23 protein-coding genes and 1 pseudogene are annotated in these 24,279 nt (G+C 63.7%); 13 read left to right on the top strand and 11 right to left on the bottom strand.

Going from position 1 to position 24,279, the window contains the following annotated elements:
- Positions 1-664: 664 nt before the first annotated feature.
- The 5 genes from GMST_RS13125 to GMST_RS13105 form a co-directional block, all read right to left on the bottom strand.
- Positions 665-1,378: a DnaA/Hda family protein gene (locus GMST_RS13125; protein WP_183355119.1), complete on the bottom strand. Its 714-nt coding sequence runs from the start codon at positions 1,376-1,378 to the stop codon at positions 665-667.
- A gap of 36 nt (positions 1,379-1,414) precedes the next feature.
- Positions 1,415-2,428 carry a Holliday junction branch migration DNA helicase RuvB gene (gene ruvB / locus GMST_RS13120; RefSeq protein ID WP_183355118.1) on the bottom strand — a complete coding sequence of 338 codons (1,014 nt, stop codon included), beginning with the start codon at positions 2,426-2,428 and terminating at the stop codon, positions 1,415-1,417.
- Positions 2,429-2,531: 103 nt separating this feature from the next.
- On the bottom strand, positions 2,532-3,134 hold the full coding sequence (ruvA, locus tag GMST_RS13115; protein WP_183355117.1) for a Holliday junction branch migration protein RuvA: 603 nt from the start codon (positions 3,132-3,134) through the stop codon (positions 2,532-2,534).
- Positions 3,135-3,237: 103 nt separating this feature from the next.
- On the bottom strand, positions 3,238-3,732 hold the full coding sequence (ruvC, locus tag GMST_RS13110) for a crossover junction endodeoxyribonuclease RuvC (protein ID WP_183355115.1): 495 nt from the start codon (positions 3,730-3,732) through the stop codon (positions 3,238-3,240).
- A 252-nt stretch (positions 3,733-3,984) separates the two neighbouring features.
- The gene (locus GMST_RS13105) at positions 3,985-4,728 is read right to left on the bottom strand and encodes a YebC/PmpR family DNA-binding transcriptional regulator (RefSeq protein ID WP_183355114.1); all 744 of its coding nucleotides are present in this window, start codon (positions 4,726-4,728) and stop codon (positions 3,985-3,987) included.
- A gap of 136 nt (positions 4,729-4,864) precedes the next feature.
- On the opposite strand from GMST_RS13105, the gene GMST_RS13100 reads away from it, so the two are divergent.
- The 4 genes from GMST_RS13100 (at position 4,865) to GMST_RS13085 (ending at position 8,880) form a co-directional block, all read left to right on the top strand.
- Positions 4,865-5,239, top strand: a complete 375-nt coding sequence (locus GMST_RS13100) for a hypothetical protein (protein ID WP_183355112.1) — start codon at positions 4,865-4,867, stop codon at positions 5,237-5,239.
- 124 nt (positions 5,240-5,363) lie between these two features.
- Complete coding sequence (locus GMST_RS13095; protein WP_183355111.1) at positions 5,364-6,350, top strand: NAD(P)H-quinone oxidoreductase; 987 nt, start codon at positions 5,364-5,366, stop codon at positions 6,348-6,350.
- Positions 6,351-6,756: 406 nt separating this feature from the next.
- Positions 6,757-7,365, top strand: coding sequence for a MarC family protein (locus tag GMST_RS13090; protein WP_183355110.1), 609 nt, complete (start codon positions 6,757-6,759; stop codon positions 7,363-7,365).
- Positions 7,366-7,443: 78 nt separating this feature from the next.
- Positions 7,444-8,880 (top strand): phytoene desaturase family protein, encoded by a 1,437-nt coding sequence (locus GMST_RS13085; protein WP_183355108.1) that lies wholly within the window; start codon positions 7,444-7,446, stop codon positions 8,878-8,880.
- Positions 8,881-9,126: 246 nt separating this feature from the next.
- On the opposite strand, the gene GMST_RS13080 is transcribed toward GMST_RS13085, so the two are convergent.
- A complete protein-coding gene (locus GMST_RS13080; RefSeq protein WP_183355107.1) occupies positions 9,127-10,764 on the bottom strand; it encodes an ABC-F family ATP-binding cassette domain-containing protein in 1,638 nt (545 codons plus the stop codon).
- Between the two features lie 421 nt (positions 10,765-11,185).
- Here GMST_RS13080 and GMST_RS13075 point away from each other — a divergent pair, with 421 nt between their 5' ends.
- The 3 genes from GMST_RS13075 to GMST_RS13065 are packed head-to-tail and all read left to right on the top strand — an operon-like array spanning position 11,186 to position 13,914.
- The gene (locus tag GMST_RS13075; RefSeq protein ID WP_183355106.1) at positions 11,186-12,064 is read left to right on the top strand and encodes a methylenetetrahydrofolate reductase; all 879 of its coding nucleotides are present in this window, start codon (positions 11,186-11,188) and stop codon (positions 12,062-12,064) included.
- Positions 12,065-12,091: 27 nt separating this feature from the next.
- Positions 12,092-12,571: a hypothetical protein gene (locus GMST_RS13070; RefSeq protein WP_183355105.1), complete on the top strand. Its 480-nt coding sequence runs from the start codon at positions 12,092-12,094 to the stop codon at positions 12,569-12,571.
- A 35-nt stretch (positions 12,572-12,606) separates the two neighbouring features.
- On the top strand, positions 12,607-13,914 hold the full coding sequence (locus tag GMST_RS13065) for a Na+/H+ antiporter NhaC family protein (RefSeq protein ID WP_183355104.1): 1,308 nt from the start codon (positions 12,607-12,609) through the stop codon (positions 13,912-13,914).
- Between the two features lie 11 nt (positions 13,915-13,925).
- Here the strand turns inward: GMST_RS13065 and GMST_RS13060 are convergent, their stop codons facing one another.
- Positions 13,926-14,465, bottom strand: coding sequence for a MerR family transcriptional regulator (locus GMST_RS13060; RefSeq protein WP_183355102.1), 540 nt, complete (start codon positions 14,463-14,465; stop codon positions 13,926-13,928).
- A gap of 64 nt (positions 14,466-14,529) precedes the next feature.
- Entirely contained in the window at positions 14,530-14,715 is a 186-nt protein-coding gene (locus tag GMST_RS13055) for a MerR family transcriptional regulator (RefSeq protein WP_183355101.1), read from the bottom strand.
- 380 nt (positions 14,716-15,095) lie between these two features.
- Between GMST_RS13055 and metH the strand changes: the two genes are divergently transcribed.
- The 6 genes and pseudogenes from metH (at position 15,096) to GMST_RS13030 (ending at position 21,410) form a co-directional block, all read left to right on the top strand.
- Positions 15,096-18,557 carry a methionine synthase gene (metH, locus tag GMST_RS13050; protein ID WP_183355100.1) on the top strand — a complete coding sequence of 1,154 codons (3,462 nt, stop codon included), beginning with the start codon at positions 15,096-15,098 and terminating at the stop codon, positions 18,555-18,557.
- Between the two features lie 155 nt (positions 18,558-18,712).
- On the top strand, positions 18,713-19,660 hold the full coding sequence (locus GMST_RS13045) for a YbgA family protein (RefSeq protein ID WP_183355098.1): 948 nt from the start codon (positions 18,713-18,715) through the stop codon (positions 19,658-19,660).
- A pseudogene (locus GMST_RS22605) lies at positions 19,653-19,844 on the top strand (hypothetical protein); the annotation flags it as partial. The gene GMST_RS13045 and the pseudogene GMST_RS22605, both read left to right, overlap by 8 nt.
- Before the next feature lie 127 nt (positions 19,845-19,971).
- Positions 19,972-20,130, top strand: a complete 159-nt coding sequence (locus tag GMST_RS13040) for a hypothetical protein (protein ID WP_183355097.1) — start codon at positions 19,972-19,974, stop codon at positions 20,128-20,130.
- Positions 20,131-20,352: 222 nt separating this feature from the next.
- Complete coding sequence (locus GMST_RS13035) at positions 20,353-21,006, top strand: CBS domain-containing protein (protein ID WP_183355096.1); 654 nt, start codon at positions 20,353-20,355, stop codon at positions 21,004-21,006.
- A gap of 95 nt (positions 21,007-21,101) precedes the next feature.
- Entirely contained in the window at positions 21,102-21,410 is a 309-nt protein-coding gene (locus GMST_RS13030; RefSeq protein WP_183355095.1) for a hypothetical protein, read from the top strand.
- A 100-nt stretch (positions 21,411-21,510) separates the two neighbouring features.
- On the opposite strand, the gene GMST_RS13025 is transcribed toward GMST_RS13030, so the two are convergent.
- From GMST_RS13025 to GMST_RS13015, 3 genes are all read right to left on the bottom strand, one after another.
- Positions 21,511-23,187, bottom strand: a complete 1,677-nt coding sequence (locus tag GMST_RS13025) for a methyl-accepting chemotaxis protein (RefSeq protein ID WP_183355093.1) — start codon at positions 23,185-23,187, stop codon at positions 21,511-21,513.
- Positions 23,188-23,398: 211 nt separating this feature from the next.
- Positions 23,399-23,896 (bottom strand): chemotaxis protein CheW, encoded by a 498-nt coding sequence (locus GMST_RS13020; RefSeq protein ID WP_183355092.1) that lies wholly within the window; start codon positions 23,894-23,896, stop codon positions 23,399-23,401.
- A 33-nt stretch (positions 23,897-23,929) separates the two neighbouring features.
- Positions 23,930-24,112 (bottom strand): hypothetical protein, encoded by a 183-nt coding sequence (locus tag GMST_RS13015; protein ID WP_183355091.1) that lies wholly within the window; start codon positions 24,110-24,112, stop codon positions 23,930-23,932.
- Positions 24,113-24,279: the final 167 nt, after the last annotated feature.

Here is a 24,279-nt window from a genome sequence, read left to right as displayed (position 1 = left end):
TATGTCTTCTGGTTTCTTGCAGTCCTTAATCAAAGCATCAAGCAATTCATCTACACTGGCCATCGGCTCCCTCCTATCGAGTGGGTTCTAACCGAAAATGGCCATTTACACAAAGGATTTTACAGGCCCGCCCCTCTACCGTCATTGAGAAGTTGTCAGGAGCGATGAAGAAGTTCTCCGCAGCTCCGGAGAAGTTGTCCGGTGCGTCGGAGAAGCAATCCGGTACGTCGGAGAAGTAATCCGGTGCGTCGGAGAAGCAATGCGGTGCGTCGGAGAAGCAATCCGGTACGTCGGAGAAGCAATCCGGTACGTCGGAGAAGCAATCCGGTGCGTCGGAGAAGCAATCCGGTACGTCGGAGAAGCAATCCGGTACGCCGGAGAAGTAATCCGGGGCGTCGGAGAAGCAATCCGGTGCGTCGGAGAAGCAATCCGGTGCGTCGGAGAAGTAATCCGGTACGTCGGAGAAGCAATCCGGTGCGTCGGAAAAGCAATCCGGTGCGTCAGAGAAGTAATCCCGTACGTCGGAAAAGTAATCCGGTGCGTCGGAGAAGTAATCCGAAGCGTCTGAGAAGTAATCCGAAGCGTCGGAGAAGTTCTCCGCAGCGGCAGAACCGTCAACCTGCCACGTCGTGTAAGGCCCACCCGTGCTGCACCCCAGGACGGCTCAGCCCTCCAGCGAATCAATACTCTCCTTCGCCAGTTTCACCCCCACCTTACGCTTCGTCGAGATCGAATGCCGGTTGATCGTCTCCAGGGCATAGACCAACGAGGGGATGTCGCGCCGTACGCGGAGCAGGATCTGGTCGATCACCTCGTCCGGTAGCGCCATCTGCCGATCCCCCGCCAGTTTCTTCAGAATCATGCGCCGCGAGTCGTCGTCCGAGACGTCCATGCGCGCCACCAATCCCCACAAGAGCCGGCTGGTCAGGTGTCCGTCCAGGTGCGGCAACTCCTTGGGCGCCACCAGCCCCGACATCGCTATCTTTTTCCCCGAAGTGTAAAAGGCGTTGAAAAGTTCCCAGAGCTCGACCCGCAGGTCCTGGTCGTTGGGCAAAAGGTGCAGGTCATCGAGCACGAGGGCAGGTGCGTCGGCGAAGAAGTCGGTGAGGCGCCTCGGCGTCTCCGGGTCGAGACGGCCGAGCTTAAGAGACTGGGCATCCCGCAGGGAAAGGTATTTCCCCCCCACCTCGTTGGCAAGGGCAGTCAAAAGATGGGTCTTCCCCGACCCCTCCGGGCCGTAGACGTAGAGCAGGTTCTCGGTACCGTCTTCGGACGCGAGTTTGCGCGCGAACTGGTAGGCCGTCTTGTTGCCGCCGCACATCACGAAGTTGTCGAAGCTGAATCGGGGCGTGACGGGGAAATCGAAGATTAGCTGCATAGGAACCCAATGGACAATTGACAGTGGACGATTGCGTTAAAACAGTTTGCCCTGTGGCGGGGTAGGTGCTATCCGGCCGAAGTGCTGGTAGGCAGCGGCGGTGGCTACGCGGCCGCGTGGGGTGCGGTTCAGGAAGCCGTTCTGGATCAGGAAGGGCTCGTAGACGTCCTCGATGGTGTCGCTCTCTTCGCTGATCGCCGCGGCGATGGTCTCGAGACCTACCGGCCCGCCACCGAACTTGTCGATGATGGTCAAAAGGATCATCCGGTCCATGGTGTCGAACCCCATCTGGTCGATCTCCAGGAGCTCGAGGGCCTGGTCTGCTACTTCCTTGGTGATGACGCCGGTGGCGCGCACCTGGGCGAAGTCGCGCACCCGGCGCAGCAGGCGGTTGGCGATCCTCGGTGTCCCGCGGCTTCTGCGCGCAAGCTCCATGGCACCTTCCGGCTCGATGCTCATGTTGAAGATGCGCGCCGAGCGGGTGACGATGAAGGCGAGTTCCTCATGGGTGTAGAACTCGAGGCGGGAGATGACGCCGAAACGGTCCCTGAGCGGCGAGGAGAGCAGGCCGGCACGGGTGGTGGCTCCCACCAGGGTGAACTTGGGGAGATCGATCTTGATGGTGCGGGCGCTGGGGCCCTGGCCGATGATGATGTCGAGCTGGAAGTCCTCCATCGCGGGGTAGAGGATCTCCTCGACGACGTGGGAGAGCCGGTGAATCTCGTCGATGAACAGGACGTCGTGCGGTTCCAGGTTGGTGAGGATGGCCGCCAGGTCACCCGGGCGCTCGATGACGGGACCCGAGGTCGACTTGATGCTCACCCCCATCTCGCAGGCGATGATGTTGGCGAGCGTCGTCTTGCCCAGTCCGGGAGGGCCGTAGAGCAGCACGTGATCCAGCGACTCACCCCGGCCGCGGGCTGCATCGATGAAGAGCGCCAGGTTCCCCTTGGCCTTTTCCTGCCCCACGTACTCGTCGAGAGCGCGCGGGCGCAGCGTCGATTCGAGGTAATCGTCTTCGGTTTTCTCGGCACTGATGGCGCGGGTCATAACTCTCCAAAACTGCGGCGACTTGCCTGCTTGCGCAGACGAGCCAAGGTATAACAGATGCTCGTAAAGGTCAAGCGATGGGGAGGTTTACGCAATGGGCCCTTTACCTCATCAACACCTTGAGCGCCTGCTTGAGGACGGTCTCCACCGTGGCGTCCTCTGCGATGCGCAGTTCGTTGAGCGCCTTCTGCACCACCGATTCCTTGTAGCCCAGGTTGATCAGTGCGGAGAGCACATCCTCCTTGATCTCCTGCTTGCCGGTTACCGGCGCCGCCTCGTGGGCCGCCCCCTGCGCCAACCCCAGCTTCTTCACCTTCTCCTTCAGCTCCAGGATGAGCCGCTCGGCCGTCTTCTTGCCGATCCCCGGGATCGACGAGAGCCGTACCAGGTCGCCGCGCAACAGCGACTCCGCCAACTCGCCCGGCTCGCTGTTGGAGAGGATCGCGTTGGCGAGCTTGGGGCCGACGCCGGAGACTCCGATCAGGAGCTGGAAGAGTTCCTTCTCCTGCTGGGTGCGGAAGCCGTACAGGTTGATGGCGTCCTCTTTGACCGAGGTGTAGATCTGCAGCGATATGGCGCTTCCCTCGGCGGGGAGCGCATAGTAGGTGGAGAAGGGGATCTGCACCCGGTAGCCGACGCCGTTCACGTCGAGGATGATATAGTCGGGTGCCTTGAGAGCGATCTTTCCGGTAAGTAGTGCGATCATCTGAGCCTCGTATCAAGGGGGGAAGATTCGAGAAAAGTCCTGCTGGCGAACTTCTTCGACAGCCTTTAACCAGTCCCCCTCCCTTGACGGGAGAGGGGACCTGCTATTTCGCCAAGCGAACCAGGTTGTTGACGCCTGCGGAGTGCGCGTGGCAGACGGCGACGGCGAGGGCGTCGGAAGCATCTTCCTGAGCAATTTCCGGCAGGTTCAGCAGGACCTTGATCATCTGCTGTACCTGCAGCTTCTCGGCGCGTCCCGTACCAACGACTGCCTGCTTTACCTGTGAGGCGCTGTACTCGAAGACCGAGAGTCCACCGCAGACGGCAGCGACGATGGCTGCGCCGCGCGCCTGCCCCAGTTTCAGGGCGCTCTGCACGTTCTTGGCGACGAAGACGTTCTCCACTGCCACTGCGGTCGGCTGGTACTCTTCGATGATCTCGGAGAGGCCGAAGTAGATCTGCTGCAGGCGCTGCGGGAAGTCCTTCGCGCTGGAGGTGAAGATAGCGCCGTTGTCGATGTGGACCAGGCGGTTGCCTTGTTTGGAGATGAGACCGTAGCCGGTCTTGCGGGAACCGGGATCTATGCCCAGGATGATCATGCGAAGCCTTCCTTTGATAACAGTCAACAAGGGTGAATCAGCGCGCGGATTATAACAGATATGACAGACCGGTTGTAGCAGAAGTAGCACGTCGCGCGTCACTGCCTTTGCGGTGGGCAGCTTTTATGGAGTTATCCTGGCGTTATGGGTTATGTTTTAATTTCTGCTGCCGAATACATAAAAAACGCGGCAGGCGGGGATGTCCTCGCTCTGCCGCGTCTCAGTCGATCGGCCCGTCCCGGAGGGGATAGGTTACATCATCTTCTCCATGTCTTCGGCGGAGATGTCGAAGTTGGCGTAGACGTTCTGGACATCGTCGTTGTCTTCCAGACGGTCCATGAGCTTCAGCATGTTCTCGGCGTTCTTGCCGTCGAGCTTCACCATGGTCTGCGGGATCATGGTGATCTCGGCGTTCTCGGGCTTGAACCCGGCGGCCTCGAGGGCGGTCTTCACCTCGTGGAACGCGGTCGGGTCGGTGAGCACCTCGTACTGCTCGTCTTCGTCGGCCACGTCGTCGGCACCCGCCTCGATGGAGGCCTCGAACAGCTTGTCGAAGTCGACGGATTTGGGGAACACCAGGAGCCCTTTCTTGTCGAAGAGCCAGGCGACGCAGCCGGACTCGCCCATGTTGCCGTTGCACTTGGAGAAGATGCTGCGCACGTCGGAGACGGTGCGGTTGCGGTTGTCGGTCATCACCTCGACGAGCACCGCGGTGCCGCCCGGACCGTACCCTTCGTAGGTGGTTTCCTCGTAGTTGACGCCTTCCATGCCGCCCACGCCCTTCTTGATGGCGCGCTCGACGTTGTCTTTGGGCATGTTCTCGGCCTTGGCCTTATCGATAGCCGTCCTGAGGCGCGGGTTGCCATCCGGGTCTCCGCCACCCAGCTTGGCGGCAACGGTGATCTCTTTGATGATCTTGGTGAAAACCTTGCCGCGCTTGGCGTCAGCGGCACCTTTTTTGTGCTTGATCGTACTCCATTTATTATGACCTGACATGAGAACTTCCTTTCCATCAGTTGAATTGAAAACGTCGAATAATAACATGCCGAAAAGAGAGTTGTAAAGTGGGAAAATGACGGTTAAACTGTTACGGATTCACGAGCTACAGGCTTTTAGCTGAACGGGAGACGTTATGACACTGAGCTGCAAAGTATTTAGACCTACCGTACTATCGTTGATGCTGTTGAGTATCCTCTCATTCAGCAACGGTTGCGCGACGACCGGTAGTAAAGCCGTCGACAACCTGCCGCCCATCCTTTCCCAAGAGGAATTGCAGCGCCCCTATGACAAAATGGGGGTGATCACGGTACAGCGCGAGCGCTACGGTGCCCCCGATGACCTGAAGGCCGCCGACTACGAGTGGGGTTACCGGGTCCTGCGCCAGGAGGCCGCCAAGATGGGTGCCGATGCCGTGATCTATCCCGAGATCAAGGGGGAGCGCGAAACCTACATCCTGTTCCCGTCCAGCGAGATGACCGCTCGAGGCATCGCCATAAAATTCCGCTGATCCTGAGCCAACTGCAGAATTTCGTTGCCCTGTGCCGGCCATTTTGAGATAGTGTTCGCCGTATACGGTATCGCGCGTGCGCGAGCCGGCTGACTTGATCATTCAATCCCAGGAGGCGATATCTATGAAAGCTGTGCTGATGGAAGGATTTGGCGGCATCGAGGTGCTGAAGTGCGGTGAGGCCGAGACGCCGGTGCCCAAGGAGAACGAGGTTTTGGTACGGGTGCACGCCACCTCCATCAACCGCCCGGACCTGGTGCAGCGCGAAGGGAAGTATCCCCCCCCGCCGGGCGACTCCGAGATCCTCGGTCTCGAGGTGGCGGGGACCGTCGAAGCGCTCGGCCCCGGCGTCACCGGCTGGCAGGTCGGCGACCGCGTCATGTCGCTGGTCGGCGGCGGTGGCTATGCCGAATACGCCGTAGCTTACGCGAACCACCTGATGCGCATCCCCGAATCGATGAGCTTCGAGGAAGCCGCCTGCGTCTGCGAATCCTACATCACCGCGTTCCTCAACGTCTTCATGATCGGCGAGCTTAAGGACGGTCAGACGGCCATTCTGCACGGCGGAGGAGGCGGGGTGAACACCGCCGCCATCCAGCTCTGCAAAGCCCTCACCCCCAACGCCAAACTGATCGTCACCGCCTCGCCCGAGAAAATGGACCGGGTGAAAGCGCTGGGTGCCGACCTGGTGATCAACTTCAAGGAGACCCCCGACTTCTCGGAGGTGGTGAAGGAGTTCACCAACAAAAAGGGTGTCGACGTGATCCTGGACCACGTGGGCGCCAAGTACCTCGCCCCCAACATGAGCTCGCTGGGGTACAAAGGGAAACTCGTCAGCATCGGCGTCATCTCCGGCATCAAGGCGGAGCTTAACCTCGCGCTCATGATGGTGAAGCGCCAGTCGATCATCGGTAGCGTGCTGCGCTCCCGTCCGGTTTCCGAGAAGGGGGAGATCGTGGCCGAATTCGTGCGGCGCGCCATCCCCAAGTTCGCCGACCGCAGCATCGTGCCGATCATCGAGAAGGTGTTCCCGATCGAAGAGGTGGCTGCCGCGCACGGCATGATGGAAGCGGATAAACACTTCGGGAAGATCGTTTTGAAGACTGCGTAAGACAGAGGCCTCACCACAGAGGTTCACGGAGGAAAAGGCGGGGAACACAGGGGACAGGTGATGCCGAGTCCCCTCTCCCCTTGCGGGAGAGGGTGAGGGGGAAAGCGCCGCCTCATCGGGAGCTGGCAGCTTCACCCACCCCCTAGCCAGGGGGGACTGGATTCTCCGCAGAATATGAAGAATCTCTGTCCCAGCTTGCTTGCTTTTAGCAGGCCCGCAGCAAAAAGCAGTAACCACAAAGGAGCACAGAGGCGCCCAGAGGAAAGGCTTTCGGTGTCGGCGACACTGCTCATGGTGTGAAAGCACCTGGCACAGAGCGGGCGCCGGTAGTCAAAGCTTTTCCTCTGTGCTACTCTGTGCTTTTCTGCATCCAAGCCTACCCGTCTCAAGGAGAAAGCGCTTCACGATGAACGATTACACCAATTACTTCTTCACCATCATGGTCAGGTTTTTCTTCCTGCTCACGCCGTTTTTCGTTCTGTCCACGTTCCTCGCCATGACCCCGGAGCTCACTGCGGCGCAGCGCCGCACTACCGCGATCCGGGTGACCCTCGCCGTGCTGGTCACCTGCTTCGTGCTCTACTCCTTCGGCAACACCCTGTTCTCCCTGTTCGGCATCACGCTCGACTCCTTCCGTATCGGCGCGGGGAGCCTCCTCTTCCTCTCGGCGGTGCACATGGTGCATGGCGACGACAGCGCTCCCCCCAGCGAAAAGCGCGAGGCCATCTCGGTGGTCCCGCTTGCCATCCCGATCACGGTTGGCCCGGGTACCACCGGCGCGCTCCTGGTGATGGGGGCCGAGGTGCAGCAGAACTGGCAGATCTTCGTCGGCTGTGCCGCGCTTGCCGCTGCCGTACTCTGCGTCGGTGCTCTCTTGGTCGGGGCATCGTTCATCGAACACCTGGTCGGCAAGAAGGGGATCACCATCCTCAGCAAGTTGACGGGGCTCTTCGTCGCGGCACTCGCCGCCCAGATAGTTTTCACCGGCGTCCGGAACTTCTTGACGGTAAAATAAGAGACGGCAGAAAGGGCGAGCGAACCGCCTCGAACCCGCTGCCGTCGACTGCTACCGTCTGCTGAACCGGAGGATAGGATGGCTGCCAGCGCTGGAAAACCGGAAGTCGTGGTGATCGGGTCGGGACCAAACGGGCTTGCTGCCGCTGTCACCATGGCGCGACACGGTTTTCCGGTGACGGTGCTGGAAGCCGGCGCAACCGTCGGCGGCGCCACCCGGACCCTCGAATTGACGCTCCCCGGTTTCCTGCACGACGCCTGTTCCGCCATCCACCCCCTAGCCGAAGCCTCCCCCTGCTTCAGGGCTCTCCCCCTTTCCCGGTTCGGGCTTACCTGGATCTACCCCGACGCCGCACTCGCCCACCCGTTCGACGACGGAACGGCCGTCCTCCTGCACAAAGAGATCCCCAGAACCGTCGAGACCCTCGATGCCGGAGACCGCAGCGCCTACCAACAGCTTTTCGAGCCGCTCCTGGAAGACTGGGAGCTCTTGGCCCCCGAGCTGCTGGCACCGCTGCATTTTCCCACCCATCCGCTGCTCATGGCCGGCTTCGGCATCCACGGGCTGAGATCGGCCGCAGGTCTTGCCGAGAACCGGTTCCAAAAAAGCCGGGCCAAGGCGCTCTTTGCCGGGCTTTCCGCGCACTCCTTTCTCCCCCTGGACCGGGCCGGTTCCGCAGCCTTCGGTCTCATCCTCGGGGTGCTCGGGCATCTCAACGGCTGGCCGTTTCCAAAGGGTGGCGCGCAGCAGATTACGATGGCGTTGACGGGATACCTGGAGTCCTTGGGAGGGAAAATCGTCACCGGGGAGATGGTTCGTTCGCTGGATGGGGTTTCCGGTAGCGGGCTGGTTTTTATGAATGTGACACCCCGGCAGGCTCTCACGATCGCGGGGGCCCGCCTCACGCCGGGCTACCGGCAGCACCTGGAGAACTACCGTTACGGTCCGGGCGTCTTCAAGCTCGACTGGGCCCTTTCGGGCCCGATCCCCTGGCGTGCGGCAGAGTGTCGGCGGGCGGCGACCGTGCACCTGGGCGGGACGCTCGAGGAGATCGCGGCGGGCGAGAAGGAGGTCTGGCAGGGGGGGCATCCCGAACACCCCTTCGTGCTGCTTGCGCAGCAGAGCCTGTTCGATCCGTCGCGGGCTCCCGAGGGAAAACAGACCGGCTGGGCCTACTGCCATGTCCCCAACGGCTCGAGCGTGGATATGACCGAACGGATCGAGCGCCAGGTCGAGCGTTTCGCCCCGGGTTTCCGGGAGCTGATCCTGGCTCGTTCGGTGCGCGACTGTGCCGGCTTCGAGCGGTACAACGCAAACTGCGTCGGCGGCGATATCAACGGCGGGGTCCAGGACCTGCGCCAGATCCTGGCCCGTCCGGTGATCGGGCCGCACCCGTACGCCACCTCAGACAGCCGCATCTTCCTCTGCTCCTCCTCGACCCCTCCCGGCGGCGGCGTGCACGGCATGTGCGGCTACCACGCCGCACAGCTGGCATTGGAAAGGTTCGCCAGGTAACCCCGGAATCTGCCACGGAGGCACGGAGGCCACGGAGAACCTCAAGAATACGAGGTCGTGCCGCCTGGCGTCCCTAACGGTTCGCTTTTCTCCGTGTGCTCCGTGTCTCCGTGTCTCCGTGGCGATGTGGCGATGTTCGGACTCGAAGCCCCAGATTCACCTCGAAGTACCCCCCCACTGCCTGGACGAAAAAAAAGGGCTCCCCTGGGGGAACCCTTTCTCGATACGTCCGCCTGTGACCGCTCGTTACAGGCTCAGTTCCGCGTGGCCGTTGCAGAGCTGGTCGCGGGCCGCGTTCACCTCGGCGCTCTCCAGGTAATCGTCGAACTGCATGGTCCGGTCGATGTTGCCGCCGCCCGGGGTGAACTCGACGATCCGGTTCGCCACGGTGGAGACGAACTCGTGGTCGTGGGAGGCGAAGAGCACCACCTCGGTGTAGGAGATGAGCCCGTTGTTCAAAGCGGTGATCGACTCGAGGTCGAGGTGGTTGGTCGGCTCGTCCAGGATGATGGCGTTCGCGCCGGTCAGCATCATGCGCGACAGCATGCAGCGCACCCGCTCGCCCCCGGAGAGGACGCTGGTCTTCTTGGTGGCCTCCTCGCCCGAGAAGAGCATGCGCCCCAGAAAGCCGCGCGCGAAGCTCTCCCCTTCGGTGGGGGGGGAGTACTGCAAGAGCCACTCGATGAGGTTGTAGTCACCCTTGAAGTACTCGCCGTTCTCCTTGGGGAAGTAGGCGCTGGTGATGGTCTGGCCCCAGCGGAAGGTGCCGGCGTCCGGCTCGATCTCGCCGGCCAGGATCTGGAAGAAGGTGGTCTTCGCGAGGGAGTTGGCACCGACAAAGGCGATCTTGTCCCCCTTCCTGACCATGAGGTCGAAGTCCTTGAACATATCGACCCCGTCCACGGTCTTCGAGAGCCCCTTCACCTCGAGGATGATGTCGCCGCAGGGGCGCTCCGGCTTGAACACCACCCAGGGGTACTTGCGCGAGGAGATCGGCATGTCCTCTACGGTAAGCTTCTCGAGGAGCTTTTTCCTGGAGGTCGCCTGCTTGGCCTTGGAGGCGTTCGAGCTGAAGCGCTGGATGAACGCCTTCAGTTCCTCGGCCTTGTCCGAGGTCTTCTTGGCGTCGTCCTGGCGCTGCTTCAGGTTCAACTGGCTCGCCTGGTACCAGAAGTCGTAGTTGCCGACGTAGACCTGGATCCGGCTGAAGTCGATGTCCGCTATGTGGGTGCAGACCTGGTTCAAGAAGTGACGGTCGTGGGAGACCACGATCACCGTGTTCTGGAAGCGGAACAGGAAATCCTCGAGCCAGGAGATCGATTTGAGGTCGAGGTGGTTGGTCGGCTCGTCCAAAAGGAGCACGTCCGGGTTGCCGAAGAGCGCCTGGGCCAAAAGGACGCGCACCTTCTCGCCACCTTCCAGCTCCTTCATAAGCTTGCCGCGCAGCTCCTCGGGGATCCCCAGGCCGTTCAAGAGTACCGCCGCCTCGCTCTCCGCCTCGTAGCCGTTCATCTCGGCGAAATCGGATTCCAGCTCCGCGGAGCGGATGCCGTCCTCCTCGGAGAACTCCGGCTTCGAGTAGATCGCCTCGCGCTCGGCCATCACCTCGTAGAGCCTCTTGTGCCCCATGATCACGGTGTTCAGCACGGTGTGCTCGTCGTAGGCGAACTGGTCCTGCTTGAGGACCGCGATGCGCCCCTTGCCGACGCTGATGTCCCCCTTGTCCGCCTCGATCTCGCCGGAGAGGATCTTTAAAAAGGTGGACTTGCCGGCGCCGTTCGCGCCGATCAGGCCGTAGCAGTTGCCGGGGGTGAACTTTATGTTGACGTCCTTGAAGAGGACCCTCTTTCCGTAGGACAGGGTGACGTTCGATGCTGTAATCATGGGCAGTTTCTCTCTTTGGGCAAAATGAAGCGACCACAGGGTGGACCCGTGGTCGCGAAGCTACTATCTATAGCATTAACAACGCCGCCGCGGCAACGTTTTTTTCGGCGCCGTGCGCAGTTAGCCGCGCTCGAGCGGCGGCTCCCGCACCCGCCCCGTGGCCGCGGCAGTCCCCGCACGCCCCAGCCGGTCAAGAAATTACCCCGAGAGCCGATGCGAGTGAGGACGTGGGCGCCTCCCAAGCGTCCCACCTCCCCTTGCGGGAGGGGGAGCCACTCGACGGCAGTGCTTCCCCGGCAGAAGCTTTTTCCTGCCGGGAACGCGTAAAAATCTTGTCTTTTTCTTAAGCAATGTGGCAATCTGCCACACGCGAGTCATCACCCGCTTTTCGGCAACAACCGGAGTGGGATCCGGAGCATACATGAAAATTGTCGACCAGATGAGCCAGGGAAAGCAGTTTCTCTCCCTGGAGTTCTTCCCCCCCAAAGACAAAAACGAGTGGCCCCACTTCTTCAAGGTCGCCCAGCGGCTGGCCGAGCTCAACCCGCTGTTCGCCTCGGTGACCTACGGCGCGGGAGGGAGCAGCCAGGGGGACACCCTCGAGATCGTGACCCGCCTGAAGCGCGACCACGGCCTGGAGAGCATGGCGCACCTCACCTGCATCGGGACCGAGCGCGGCGCACTGCAGCAGTTTCTGGACGAGCTGGCGAGTGCGGAGGTCTACAACGTCCTGGCGCTCAGGGGGGACCTCCCCCAGGATGCGGGCCCGGAGGTCTCGGTCTGCCGCTCCCTGTCGCACGCCTCGGACCTCGCCTCCTTCATCCGCGCGGCGCATCCCGAGATGGGGATCGGGGTCGCGGGGTATCCGGAGGCCCATCCCGAGGCGACCAGCCCCGAGGATGACCTCGCCTTTTTGAAAAAGAAGCTGGAGCTTGGGGGGGACTTCGTGATCACCCAGCTCTTCTTCGACAACGAGAGCTACTTCGACTTCGTCGCGCGCGCCAGGGCGCTGGGGATTCAGAAGCCGATCATCCCGGGGATCCTTCCCGTGGTGAGCCTCAAGGTGATCCGGCGCATCGTCTCGCTGTGCGGCGCGAGCATCCCGCCCGAGTTCCTGGCCAAGCTCGAGGAGGCCGATCGGGCAGGGGGGGCGGCTGCCGTGCAGAAACTCGGGATCGCCCACGCCCGAAGTCAAGCCGCAGGACTCCTGGCCCAAGGGGCCCCCGGCGTTCACCTCTACACCCTGAACCGCGACGAGGCGATCCTGGATCTCGTCGACGGACTGCTCCCCGGGGCCTGACCCCGAGGGACACGCGGGAGGAGTGCCATGAACAAGAAGATCGCCAGTGCCGCCCTGGTCGCCCTCATCTGGGTAGCCGCCGCTGTTCCCGCGGTGCGCTGCGCAACTGACGGCGTCACCTCGAAGGCCGAGATCGAGGCGGGGAAGGGGAGCGCGGCGCGCCCGTCGTCGGCAGCAAGCCGCGCGAAGGCGCTCACGGCCGAGCTGAAGACGCTCAAGGAGGCCCTCCCGGCCAAGCAGGCGGAGCTTGCCAAGCTGCGCCACCGCTGGACGGTGGCCAAGGGGCGCACGCCGACTGCGGCCGAGATCAAGGAGTACGAGGCGAAAAAGGCCAAGGGGAAGGTGACCGCCGAGGACAACCCGTACGTCACCAAGACCCCCTTGAGCAACCCGGCGCCCTACCGGGCCGCCTACTACAAGAAACTCGAGGAAGTGACCCGGGACCAGGAGCAGATCGCGCGCCTGGAACAGGAACTGGCGGCGCTCACCCTGGCGCCGGCTAAGTGACCGGGTAGCCTGCCTGGTGTCGAGGAGTGCTCCCCATGCACCTTGAATCGAGCTCGCTTTTCTGGGGACTGGCGGGGCTTTTGCCGCTGCTGGTCTACGTGGTGCTGGTGTTTCGCGGCGTGGAGGTCTTGACCGCCACGGTACTCGGCGTGGTTTTGGGGGCGCTTTTAAGCCACCAGACCCTGCTCTCCTTCGGGCAGGCGCTCGCCTCGGCGATGGGGTCCTTCCTCGCCATGGTGGGTCTCATCATCATGCTGGGGCGGGGGCTGGGGGAGGTCCTGGCGGCGACCGGTGTCTCGCACACCATCGTGCACCGGATCATCCACGGCATCGGGATCGACAGCCAGAAAAAGGCGCTGGTCGGCATCATGACCGCCTGTCTCGTCATGGTGGGGCTTTTGGGGACCATGGCCGGCGGCAACGCCATCATCGCCCCCATCGTGGTCCCCATTGCGGCCGCGGTGGGGCTCTCCCGCTCCACGGTCGCCGTCATCTTCCAGGCGGTGGGGGAGGAGGCGCTCATCCTGGGCCCCTTCACCCCGCCGGTCATCACCCTTTTGGGGCTCACCAGGCTGAGCTACGGCGAGATGCTCCTCTACGTCTCGGGCCCAGTAGCCCTCATCACCTTCAGCGCCACCTGGTTCATGGTGCAGCGCATCCAGCGGCGCACTAAGGACAGCGAGGCCTACCGGCTCCCCGAGGACCTGGAGCGTTTCGAGCCGACCCCCGCCTCAAGGCGCGCCACCACCGTCTTCAGCATCTCTTTCCTGGCCGCCGCCGTCTGGGGGATCGCCTTCCACGCCCCGACCTCCTTCGTCATCGTCATCATGCTCGGGCTCTCCTTCATCACCGGGCTCACCGGGGGGCTTACCCTCGACGAGATCCTGCGCCTCATCGTGCAGGGGATGGCCGGCAACGTCGGGCTCTTCCTGCTCTTCTTGCTGCTCGACCCCTTCATCGGTTTCGTGGAGAAGGCCGGGGGCTTCGCCGCCCTGGGTACGCTCTTAAAGCCCGGGATGGAGCTCGGCGGGCGCTCGGCCATCGTCGTTACCGGCGGGTTCCTGGGCGCCTTCGGCATCTCCGGGGCGACCGTTGCGACACTCAAGCTTTTGAACGAGATGTTCGGGCCGCTTTTGTCGCGCTACGGCGTCTCCATGCTCGCCTGGTCGGTGGCGCTCGTGGTGGCGACCAGGGTGAACAACTTCGTCTTTCCCGGCGCGAACATGGTGAGCTCGCTCGGCTTCGCCGGTTCCGAGGACATGCGCTCCATGCTGAAAAACGGCTGGGTGGTAGCCGCCTGCCAGCTCACCTACCTCACCTGTTACGCCCTCTTCTTCGCCTGAATTACCAGCCCCTAGTCCCTAGCCCCTGATTTCCCCTGCGACCAGGCGCGGATCCTCTGCGCCTCAGGTTCCGCGATCCCCAGCGCAAGCAGGAAGTTGTGGTGCGCCTGGGGCGCGCGGCGCTCGAACTCGCTGTGCAGCTGGTGCATCGCCTCGTCGTCCATCCCGGAAGCCCTGAGCATCTCCACGAACATCTCCTTGTCCACCGCGGATTTGGGCCCCCCTGCGCCCGAGAGTCTCAGCATCCCCGCCAAAAGGCGCTGCTTGGCCTGCAGTGCGTGGATCTCGGCGGCGATCTGGTTCAGGCGCTGCTGCAGCACGGCCGCCGTGTCGCTGGGCACCTGCTCGAGCACCGCTTTTATCCCGGCGATGTCGAGGCCGGCCTGCTTCAGGGAGCAGATGGTCTCCAGGCGCTCGCGGTCCGCCTCCGAGTAGCTGCGGTAGTTGGCGGAGGAGCGCAGGGAAGGGGACAAGAGCCCGATCCGGTCGTAGTAGAGGAGCGTGCTGCGGGACAGGCCGAACTGCCTGGCCAGCTGCGTGATCTGGTACATGGAACCTCCGCAGAAACGGGGCCTCCGGCGCTGAAACCGGAGTCCCCGTGGTTTTACCTGAACGTTACTTGAACTTGGTGCGCACCTCGGCGATGCGCTCCTCGGGAAGACCCAGCCAGGCAAGGAAGCTCTGGTGCCCCTCCGGGTTTTCCTTTTCAAAGAGCCGGTGCCACTTCTCCATTGCCGCGTCGTCGAGCCCGATGGCCCGGAACCTTGCTACCCACTCCTCGACAGTCACTTTCTTTTCCATCGTCAAATCTCCTTTGTGCCGGTTTTCTGTGTCGTCATGGCCGTGACTGAAACCGAGCCTACAGTGTGAAGCTGTAGGCGGGTCAAGAAAAAATGTGGAGCCACATAGTGCCACAACTCGCGCCCTTGTGCCACCGTCGACCCGGCAGGCAAAGCGTCAGTCGAAATAAAAGCTTGCCGCAGATTGCCAGGTGGCCTACCCGGTGGCAAAATTCATGAGGCCGAATTTCGTGCCGATAATTAACGGTACCGGTTTGGCGTCGACGCCGCTTGAGGTGGCGCCGCCTGTCCCATCGGGCAGCTTCCCCCGCGGAGGCTTAGCTAATGAATGCAGTTCGTCCGAACCTGAGCACCGAACCGGTGCAGCCAACGGAGTAACCCATGACCCACCCCATCAGCGAGGAACTCGCCCGCCGCATCCTGGTCATCGACGGTGCCATGGGCACCCAGCTGCAGGAGCGCCACCTAAGCGCCGAGGACTTCGGCGGCGCTGCCTTCGAAGGGTGCAACGAGATGCTGGTGCTGACCCGCCCCGACGTCATCGAGGAGATCCACCGCTCCTACTTGGAGGCCGGCGCCGACATCGTCGAAACCAACAGCTTCGGCGCCACCAGCATCGTCCTCGCCGAGTACGGCATCGCCGACAGGGCCTTCGAAATCAACCGCAGCGCGGCGGAAATCGCCCGCAAGGCCTGCGCCGCCTTCGCCGGCGCCGAAAGGCCGCGCTTCGTGGCCGGCTCCATGGGCCCCACCACCCGCAGCATCTCGGTCACCGGCGGGGTCAGCTTCGACGAGCTCTCCCGCGCCTTCGAGGGACAGGCGCTGGGACTTCTGGCCGGCGGGGTCGACCTCCTCTTGCTGGAAACGGCCCAGGACACCACGAACCTGAAGGCGGCCGCCGACGGCATCGCGCGCGCCTTCGAGAAGGCCGGGCGCCGGGTGCCGCTCATGATCTCGGGGACCATCGAACCGACCGGCAGCATGCTGGCCGGCCAGACCATCGAGGCGCTCTACGCGAGTGTCGCCCACCTGGAGGACCACCTGGGGCTTTTAAGCGTGGGGCTTAACTGCGCCACCGGCCCCGAGTTCATGACCGACCACCTGCGCAGCCTCGCCGCCCTCGCCACCTGCGCGGTCTCGGTCTACCCCAACGCCGGGCTCCCCGACGAAAACGGCCACTACGCCGAGACCCCGGCCTCGCTCGCCGGAAAGCTCGCCCGCTTCGTCGACGCCGGCTGGCTCAACCTGGTGGGGGGGTGCTGCGGCACCACCCCCGCCCACATCAAGGCGATCGCCGAGATGATCCAGGGGAAGGCGCCGCGCATCCCGGTCTCCTCCCGGCGCCGGGTGGTCTCGGGGACCGAGGCGCTCTTCGTCGAGGACGAGCTGCGCCCGGTCCTGGTCGGCGAGCGCACCAACGTGATCGGCTCGCGCCGCTTCAAGAACCTGGTCATCGCCGAGAGCTTCGAGGAGGGGAGCGAGATCGCCCGCGCCCAGGTGAAGGGGGGCGCCCAGGTGATCGACGTCTGCGTGGCGAACCCGGACCGCGACGAGGCCGCCGACCTAAGCCGCATCCTCGATTACCTCCCCAACAAGGTGCGGGTCCCGATCATGATCGACTCGACCGACGCAGGCGTCCTCGAGCTCGCCCTGAAGAGGCTGCAGGGGAAATGCCTGGTGAACTCCATCAACCTGGAGGACGGCGAGGTCCGCTTCCAGCAGGTGACCCCGCTTTTGAGGCGCTTTGGCGGCGCCGTGGTGGTCGGCTGCATCGACGACGACCCGCAGCACGGCATGGCGCTCACGGCTGAGCGCAAGCTCGCCGTGGCACGCCGCTCCTTCGACCTTCTAACCGGTGAGTACGGGCTGCGCCCGGAGGACCTCATCTTCGACCCGCTGGTCTTTCCGGTCGGGACCGGCGACGAGAACTACATCGGCTCCGCAGAGCAGACCATCGAGGGGGTCCGGCTCATTACCGAGGCCTTCCCGCAGTGCGCCACCATCCTCGGGATCTCCAACGTCTCCTTCGGCCTCCCCGCCGCCGGCCGCGAGGTCTTGAACGCCGTCTTCCTCTACCACTGCGTCAAGGCCGGCCTCACCTACGCCATCGTGAACACCGAGAAGCTCGAGCGCTACGCCGCGCTGTCCGAGGAGGAGCGCCGCCTCGCCGAGGACCTCATCTTCTGGCGCGGCGCGGACCCGGTCGCCGCCTTCGCCGCGGCCTTCAGGGACCGGGCCCCGGTGGAGCGGGCGCCGGCCGCCGAACTCCCCCTGGACGAGCGGCTGCCGCGCTACATCGTGGACGGCACCAAGGCCGGGCTCACCGACGACCTCAAGGCGGCACTCGAGCGCGGCGACAGGCCGCTCGACATCATCAACGGGCCGCTCATGGCCGGGATGGCCGAGGTGGGGCGGCTCTTCAACGACAACCAGCTCATCGTGGCCGAGGTGCTGCAGAGCGCCGAGGCGATGAAGACGGCGGTCGCCTACCTGGAGCCGTTCATGGAGAAGAGCGACAGCCACGCGAAGGCGAAGCTCCTGCTTGCCACGGTGAAGGGGGACGTGCACGACATAGGCAAGAACCTGGTGGAGATCATCCTCTCCAACAACGGCTACCAGGTGGTGAACCTGGGGATCAAGGTTCCCCCCGAGGTGCTCGTCGAGGCCTGCCGGCGCGAGAAGCCCGATTACCTGGGGCTCTCCGGGCTCTTGGTGAAGAGCGCCCAGCAGATGGCGGTCACCGCCGCCGACCTCAAGGCCGCGGGGATCGACATCCCGCTCCTCGTCGGGGGGGCGGCCCTCTCCAAGAAGTTCGCCGACACCCGGATAGCCTCCGAGTACGGGGGGGCGGTGCTCTACGCCAAAGACGCCATGAACGGGCTCGACCTCGTGAACCAACTGAGCGACCCCTCCCGGCGCGGGGCGCTGCTGGCCGAACTCGCCCAGCGCCAGCAGGAGGCGGGAACCCCCCTCCCGCAGCGCGCCGCCAAGGAGGCTGCCGGGGAGCCGCCGGCCCGCTCCGCGGTGCGCCCCGACGCCCCGATCCTCACCCCTCCCGACTTCGAGACGCACATCCTAAGGGACATCCCGCTCGGGCGCATCCTCCCCTACCTGAACCGCCAGATGCTCTACAGCAAGCACCTGGGGCTCATCGGCGTCCTGGATAAGCTCCTGGCCGCCGGGGACGAGAAGGCGGTCAAGCTGCACGGCCAGGTGAACCGGATGCTCGAGAAGATCGAGAACAACGCGCTGATCCGCCCCCAGGCGCTCTACCGTTTCTACCCGGCGGCGGGGGAGGGGGACGACCTGATCCTCTACGACCCCGAGGGCTCAGGCGCCGAGATCATGCGCTTTAGCTTCCCGCGCCAGGCCGGCGGGGAGAGGCTCTGCCTCGCCGACTTCGCGCGCCCCAAGGCCGCGGGCGAGCTCGACACCGTGGCGCTCTTCACGGTCACCTGCGGCCTCGGCGTGCGCCAGGAGTCCGAACGGCTCAAAGGGCAAGGGGAGTACCTCGAGTGCCACCTGTTGCAGGCCCTCGCCCTGGAGCTCGCCGAGGCGAGCGCCGAGTGGCTGCACCAGCGGCTGCGCGACGCCTGGGGGATCGTGGACGACCCCTCGCTCACCATGAAGGGGATCCTCAACGCCGACTACCAGGGGATCAGGGTCTCCTTCGGCTATCCGGCCTGCCCGGAGCTCGCCGACCAGGAGAAGCTCTTCGCGCTCCTCGACCCCTCCCGGATCGGGGTGGCGCTCACCGAAGGGTACATGATGGACCCCGAGGCGAGCGTCTCGGCGCTGGTCTTCCACCACCCGGAGGGGCGCTACTTCAGCGTGGTGCGCTGAGGGTTCCGGCTTCCGACAGCTGCCGGGCCGCCGCCCGATAGTTGATCCGCCGACGCCCATTTCTCTAATTAGCCATTGCGTCCCAGACGCGTTCTGGCATAATGAGAACCTCGAGAACAAAGGTTCCTACTCAGCTAACCCGGAGCAATTACAGCATGAATGACCAGATTGCGGTGGGGATCAGTTCCTGTCTGCTGGGAGAGAAGGTCCGCTACGACGGCGGGCACCGCCACGACCGCTACATAACCGGGACCCTGGGGAAGTTCTTCCGCTTCCTGCCGGTCTGTCCCGAGGTGGAGTGCGGCATGCCGGTCCCCCGCGAGGCGATGCGCCTGGAGGGGAATCCGGCAACCCCCCGCCTGGTGACGGTCAAGAGCCGCCAGGACAAGACCGAGCAGATGCGCTCCTTCTGCCGCGAGCGGGTGGCGGCGCTCAAGGGCGAGGGGCTGTGCGGCTTCATCTTCAAGAAGAACTCCCCAAGTTCGGGGCTGCACCGGGTCAAGGTCTACAACAGCGGCATGCCCGCCAAAAACGGCCGCGGCCTGTTCGCCGCCGAGGTGGTGCGCCAGTTCCCCTTCCTCCCGGTCGAGGAGGAGGGGCGCCTTTGCGACCCGGTCCTGCGCGAGAACTTCATCGAACGGGTCTTCACCTACGCACGCTGGAAGGCCTTTCTGGCCGGTGAGCCGGGTCTGGGCGACCTGGTAGGGTTCCACACCGCGCACAAGCTTTTGGTCATGGCGCACAGCCCGACCCTCTACCGCGAGCTGGGCGCCCTGGTGGGGAACGGCAAAAATCTCAAGAAAGCGGAGCTCTTCCAGCGCTACGAGGAGCTCCTCATGATGGCCATGGCGCTCATCGCCACGGTGAAGAAACACACCAACGTGCTCATGCACATCATGGGGTACTTCAAGACGGTGTTGAGCCGGGAAGAAAAAGAGGAACTCCTCGAGCTGATCCGCCAGTACCACGACCGCCTGGTCCCCCAGATCGTCCCGGTCACCATGCTCAAGCACTACTGCCTTAAGTTCGACGACCAGTACCTGAACGGTCAAATCTACTTAAGCCCCCATCCCACCGAGCTTGCCCTGAGGAACCATGTCTGAGCCCAGCACCCCCCGTCCGCACGGCGAATCCCCCGTCCGTCCCCCCCTGCGCATGACCGCCTGGCACGACTGGATGGCCACCGGCAACGAGGAGATCGACGGCCAGCACCGCGACCTGTTGAACAAGGTGGCGGATCTCCTGTTGGCCTGCCGCGAGCAGCGCATGGCCGACGAGATCGGCAGGCTCATCTGGTTTCTCAAGCGCTACGTGCGCCGCCACTTCCGCGACGAGGAGAAGCTGCAGCTCGACAGCGGGCGGCTACCCGGGGTACGCGGCGCACCGGGCGGAGCACCAGGACTTTTACCGGCAGGTGAACCAGCTGGAACAGCGCTTCCTCAAGGAGGGGGCCAGTACCACCCTCGCCATCGAGTCGCTGCACCTTATGTGCGAGTGGCTGCACGGACATTTCAGGCAGATGGACCAGGTGCTGGTCGACTATCTGCAGGAACTTGGAGAGTGTAATCCCTGAACAACCCGATTGTTGACTGGCACTAGCCGTATACGTCAATGCTCTTAGTTGCCCGTTGTTCGTTTTCTGACACCTGTTATACTGTATCTGGTAGGGCGAGTGTCAGAATCGGATGGCGAAGTTCCATCAAAAGATCTTTTTCTTGCGACTTTCGATGTGGTGTGAAAGCTACTGGCGCCGAGCGCCCCATCCAGTTATGTAAGCAAACCAAAGGAGGTTGCTATGCTTGTCCGAGACAGAATGACGTTGAACCCGGTAACCATCACGCCGGAGGTGTCGGTAACCGACGCGTTGCGCCTGATGAGTGAACGAAAGATCCGGCGCCTGCCGGTGGTGGACGCCCAGGGGGGGGTGATCGGCATCGTCTCCGACCGCGACCTCCTGTTGGCCTCGCCGTCTCCCGCCACCACGCTCGCCATCTGGGAGATCCACGAGCTCCTGGCCAAGCTCACCGTGGAGAAGATCATGACCCGCGAGGTGATCATGGTCCAGGAGGACACCCCGCTCGAGGAGGCGGCCCGCGTCATGGCCGACAGCCGGATCGGCGGCCTTCCGGTGCTGCGCGGCACCACCCTGGTGGGCATCATCTCCGAGTCGGACCTCTTCAAGACCCTCCTGCAGCTCTTGGGAGGGCGCCGTCCCGGTGTGCGCATCACCGTGGCCACCTCGGGGGCCAAGGGTACCCTGGCCGAGATCACCAGCGCCATCTACGAGGCGGGGGGCGACATCGTCGGCCTGGGCTTCTCCGAGGTGCAGGGTGCGGCCGACGGCACCTGGGTGAACACCTTCAAGGTACAGGGGGTTGCCAAGGAGAAGCTCGTCGAGGTGATGCGCCTGCACGTGCGCGAGATCCTGGACGTGCGCGAGGCACAGTAACCGGAATAAGATGGGAAGCGAAGGGGGCGTACCTGACGGGTGCGCCCCTTTTTTCGGTCCGGCAGCGGACCTGGCGCCGAGGGGAGAGCCAAGACATGCACCTTATTCAGATCCTGTTGCCGCTTTACGACAACGAGGGAAAGCCGTTCGGGCAGGAGCTCTTTTTGCGGGTACGCGACGAGCTCTCGGAGCGCTTCGGCGGCATCACCACCTACATGCGCTCGCCGGCGCGCGGGCTGTGGAAGGAGACCCGCGAGACCACGGTGCATGACGACATCGTGATCTACGAGGTGATGGTCGAGGACCTGGACCGCGACTGGTGGCACAACTACCGCCAGCAGCTCACCGTGATCTTCCGCCAGGCGCTCCTCATCGTCCGGGTGAGCGAGGTGCAGCTCCTCTAGCAGCCTCGCATCCCCGAAATCCCTGATGAACCAAAAAAAGCCGGGGTGGCGCTGGAAAAGGCGCCACCCCGGCTTTGGTCGTTCAGGGAAACGGTTGCCGCTAGTATTTCATGAAGGCCTCGTCCTGCAGGTCGTGGGGCGTTTCGTCAAGCTCGACGTCGAACCCCGCGGAGCGGCTGACCCTGCCTGCCGCCGGCCGGGCCGGCGTGCTGCCCCTTTTTGCCTGCGGCGCGCTCTTCGCCGCGCGGCGCACGGTCTGGTGGCGGTTGCCGTCCCCCACGTTGAAGAAGCCGATACTCGACTGCAGCTGCTCTGCCTGGCTGGAGAGCTCTTCGGCGGTGGAGGACATCTCCTCGGCTGCCGAGGCGTTTTGCTGGATCACCTGGTCGAGCTGCTGCATCGCCTTGTTGATCTGCTCGGCGCCGGTGTCCTGCTCGCGGCTCGAGGCGCTGATCTCCTGCACCAGTTCGGCGGTCTTCTGGATGTCCGGCACCATGGTGGCGAGCATGGTCCCCGCCTTCTCGGCGATCTGCACCGAGCTCGAGGAGAGCTCCAGGATCCCCGCCGCCGCCTGCTGGCTCCGCTCGGCGAGCTTTCTCACCTCGCTTGCCACCACCGCGAACCCCTTGCCGTGCTCGCCGGCGCGGGCCGCCTCGATCGCCGCGTTCAGGGCCAGGAGGTTCGTCTGCCGGGCGATCTCCTCGATGATGTTGATCTTGGTGGCGATCTCCTTCATGGCGTCCACGGTCTGAGCCACGGCGTGTCCGCCGTCCTGGGCGTCCGTCGAGGACTTCACCGCGATCTTCTCGGTCTGCAGTGCGTTGTCCGCGTTCTGCCTGATGTTCGAGGACATCTCCTCCATGGACGAGGAGGCCTCCTCGGCGGCGGCCGCCTGCTCGCTCGCCCCCTGCGACATGGTCTCGGCGCTCGCCGAGAGCTCGTTGGCGCCGGACGCCACGTTGTCCGCCGCGGAGCTCACCTCGGCGACGATCTCCCTCAGGCGATCCAGCATCGAGCCCATCGCCGTCAGAAGCTGCCCGGTCTCGTCGGTGCTCTCGGCCTTGACCTCCATGGTGAGATCGCCCTGGGAGAGCCGGTCCGCGACCTGGACCGCCTGGGCGAGCGGTCGGGTGATCGAACGGGCCAACAGGAAGGTGATGACGGCGGAGAGCAGGAGCGCCAGGGCCCCCAGCCCGAACATGAGGTTGCGCGCCTGGAGGTAGGCCACCTGGGCCTGCTCGTAGCGCAGCTTGTTGCGCGCCTTGCCGTGCTCCAAAAGCTCCGCGATGCCGTTGAGCCAGGCCCGCACGGCCGGGCGCGCCTCGCTGTTCAGCATCTGGATCCCTTCGCTATCCTTGCCGGCCAGCGCCAGGTCGACGACCTTGCTGTTCAGCGGCCGGGCCTTCTCCTGGAGCCCCTTTACCTTGGTCAGGGCCTCGAGCCCCTTGGTGTCGTCCTTGGGGGTGAGTTCGGTCACCTTCTTGAGCGCCTCGTCGTACTTGGTGCGCTGGTCGCCGATCCGCTTCACGTACTCCTGGCGCTTATCGAGGCTGCGGTCCAAAAGGATGTTGCGCAGGTTGATCGAGACCTCGGTGATGCAGTCGTTCATCTCGTTGCTCATCTCGATCCGGATGTTGTTGATGGTGACGATCCGTTCGAGATTCTTCTCGATCTGCGCCATGTTGGCGATGCTGGTCCAGATGAGCCCCACTATGATGAGCAGCAGGACTCCGTTGGCCAGAGCGAGCCTGGTCGCGATCTTCATGTTCTTGAGCATGGTGCACCCCTCCTGTCAATGGATAAAACCTTGTTGAACGAACGGTGACTTCATTCAGATTCATCGACAGGTCGTGTGGGAAACTTAAGACAAAAAAAGGCAGTTACTCCCACAGTGCCGAGGCTGTGAGAGAACTGCCCGGTCGCGCGCTGCTTTTCTCAGCAGGCACTCGCTCGAGGCGCTCTTTGCGGAACCGTTGACCCGGCTTGTGTCAGGCCGCTTCGGTGGCGGTCTCGAGGCCGAGGGCCTCCAGCTCGTCCGAGGAGAACACCGCGTCCACGTCGAGGATCATGACGAAGTCGTCGCCGCGCCTCCCCATGCCGCGTATGAAGTCGAGGTTGAGCCGCGTGCCGATGCGGGGGGGAGGCTGGACCTGGTCCGGTTCGAGATCGAGCACCTCCTGGACCGAATCGGCCATGGCCCCCATCACCAGGGTCTCCTCCTCCAGCGCCACCTCCACGATGATGATGCAGGTGTGCACGGTCTGGGCGCAGACCGGCAGCCCGAACTTGAGGCGCAGGTCGACCACCGGCACCACGTTGCCGCGCAGGTTGATCACCCCGCGCATGAACTCCGGGGTCTGGGGGACCTTGGTCACCGTGGTGAGGTCCAGCACCTCGCGAACCTTGTGGATCTCCAGGGCGAAGGTCTCGCTGTCCAGGGTAAAGGTGAGGTACTGCCTGGTTGCCACGCCGCTTTGTTCTTCCATGCTCGGCTCTCCTTCCGGGGGCTCGCCCCCCTCTTAGTATCGCTCCAACTCCAGGTACTCCGCCGTATCCTCGGCCTTGAGCTCGCTGTCAACCACCTTGCGGTGCAGCTCGGCCATCTCGCCCGGGGTCGGGGGGGCCTTGGCCCGGGTCAGCTCCCGGGGCAGCTCTGCCCCTCCCCTCCGGTTGCCGGCTGGCTCTTCCGTATGCTTGGTCATCCACCGCCTCCCTCGGCCATCCGAGGCCCGCGGAGCGCACCTGCTGCGTGGGTTCCCCCGGGCCTTGCCCGGAATTTCGAACCGCGAGGTGTACCGTTCACTGAGTCTCGTGTAGGTAGTTTCTTACCCACATCGGAAGACTTCGGGAAGACTTTAGGAGATATACG

It is taken from the genome of Geomonas silvestris, assembly GCF_014193515.1.
Taxonomy (GTDB): domain Bacteria; phylum Desulfobacterota; class Desulfuromonadia; order Geobacterales; family Geobacteraceae; genus Geomonas; species Geomonas silvestris.
Note: the sequence above shows the minus strand (reverse complement) of the source record. Positions and strands in the feature narration are given on the sequence as shown.

Excerpts from the sequence above, each read along its gene's own strand:
- GMST_RS13125 (WP_183355119.1), bottom strand. The coding sequence starts at position 1,378 with ATGCAGCTAATCTTCGATTTCCCCGTCACGCCCCGATTCAGCTTCGAC.
- ruvB (WP_183355118.1), bottom strand. The coding sequence starts at position 2,428 with ATGACCCGCGCCATCAGTGCCGAGAAAACCGAAGACGATTACCTCGAA.
- ruvA (WP_183355117.1), bottom strand. The coding sequence starts at position 3,134 with ATGATCGCACTACTTACCGGAAAGATCGCTCTCAAGGCACCCGACTAT.
- ruvC (WP_183355115.1), bottom strand. The coding sequence starts at position 3,732 with ATGATCATCCTGGGCATAGATCCCGGTTCCCGCAAGACCGGCTACGGT.
- GMST_RS13105 (WP_183355114.1), bottom strand. The coding sequence starts at position 4,728 with ATGTCAGGTCATAATAAATGGAGTACGATCAAGCACAAAAAAGGTGCC.
- GMST_RS13100 (WP_183355112.1), top strand. The coding sequence starts at position 4,865 with ATGACACTGAGCTGCAAAGTATTTAGACCTACCGTACTATCGTTGATG.
- GMST_RS13095 (WP_183355111.1), top strand. The coding sequence starts at position 5,364 with ATGAAAGCTGTGCTGATGGAAGGATTTGGCGGCATCGAGGTGCTGAAG.
- GMST_RS13090 (WP_183355110.1), top strand. The coding sequence starts at position 6,757 with ATGAACGATTACACCAATTACTTCTTCACCATCATGGTCAGGTTTTTC.
- GMST_RS13085 (WP_183355108.1), top strand. The coding sequence starts at position 7,444 with ATGGCTGCCAGCGCTGGAAAACCGGAAGTCGTGGTGATCGGGTCGGGA.
- GMST_RS13080 (WP_183355107.1), bottom strand. The coding sequence starts at position 10,764 with ATGATTACAGCATCGAACGTCACCCTGTCCTACGGAAAGAGGGTCCTC.
- GMST_RS13075 (WP_183355106.1), top strand. The coding sequence starts at position 11,186 with ATGAAAATTGTCGACCAGATGAGCCAGGGAAAGCAGTTTCTCTCCCTG.
- GMST_RS13070 (WP_183355105.1), top strand. The coding sequence starts at position 12,092 with ATGAACAAGAAGATCGCCAGTGCCGCCCTGGTCGCCCTCATCTGGGTA.
- GMST_RS13065 (WP_183355104.1), top strand. The coding sequence starts at position 12,607 with ATGCACCTTGAATCGAGCTCGCTTTTCTGGGGACTGGCGGGGCTTTTG.
- GMST_RS13060 (WP_183355102.1), bottom strand. The coding sequence starts at position 14,465 with ATGTACCAGATCACGCAGCTGGCCAGGCAGTTCGGCCTGTCCCGCAGC.
- GMST_RS13055 (WP_183355101.1), bottom strand. The coding sequence starts at position 14,715 with ATGGAAAAGAAAGTGACTGTCGAGGAGTGGGTAGCAAGGTTCCGGGCC.
- metH (WP_183355100.1), top strand. The coding sequence starts at position 15,096 with ATGACCCACCCCATCAGCGAGGAACTCGCCCGCCGCATCCTGGTCATC.
- GMST_RS13045 (WP_183355098.1), top strand. The coding sequence starts at position 18,713 with ATGAATGACCAGATTGCGGTGGGGATCAGTTCCTGTCTGCTGGGAGAG.
- GMST_RS13035 (WP_183355096.1), top strand. The coding sequence starts at position 20,353 with ATGCTTGTCCGAGACAGAATGACGTTGAACCCGGTAACCATCACGCCG.
- GMST_RS13030 (WP_183355095.1), top strand. The coding sequence starts at position 21,102 with ATGCACCTTATTCAGATCCTGTTGCCGCTTTACGACAACGAGGGAAAG.
- GMST_RS13025 (WP_183355093.1), bottom strand. The coding sequence starts at position 23,187 with ATGCTCAAGAACATGAAGATCGCGACCAGGCTCGCTCTGGCCAACGGA.
- GMST_RS13020 (WP_183355092.1), bottom strand. The coding sequence starts at position 23,896 with ATGGAAGAACAAAGCGGCGTGGCAACCAGGCAGTACCTCACCTTTACC.
- GMST_RS13015 (WP_183355091.1), bottom strand. The coding sequence starts at position 24,112 with ATGACCAAGCATACGGAAGAGCCAGCCGGCAACCGGAGGGGAGGGGCA.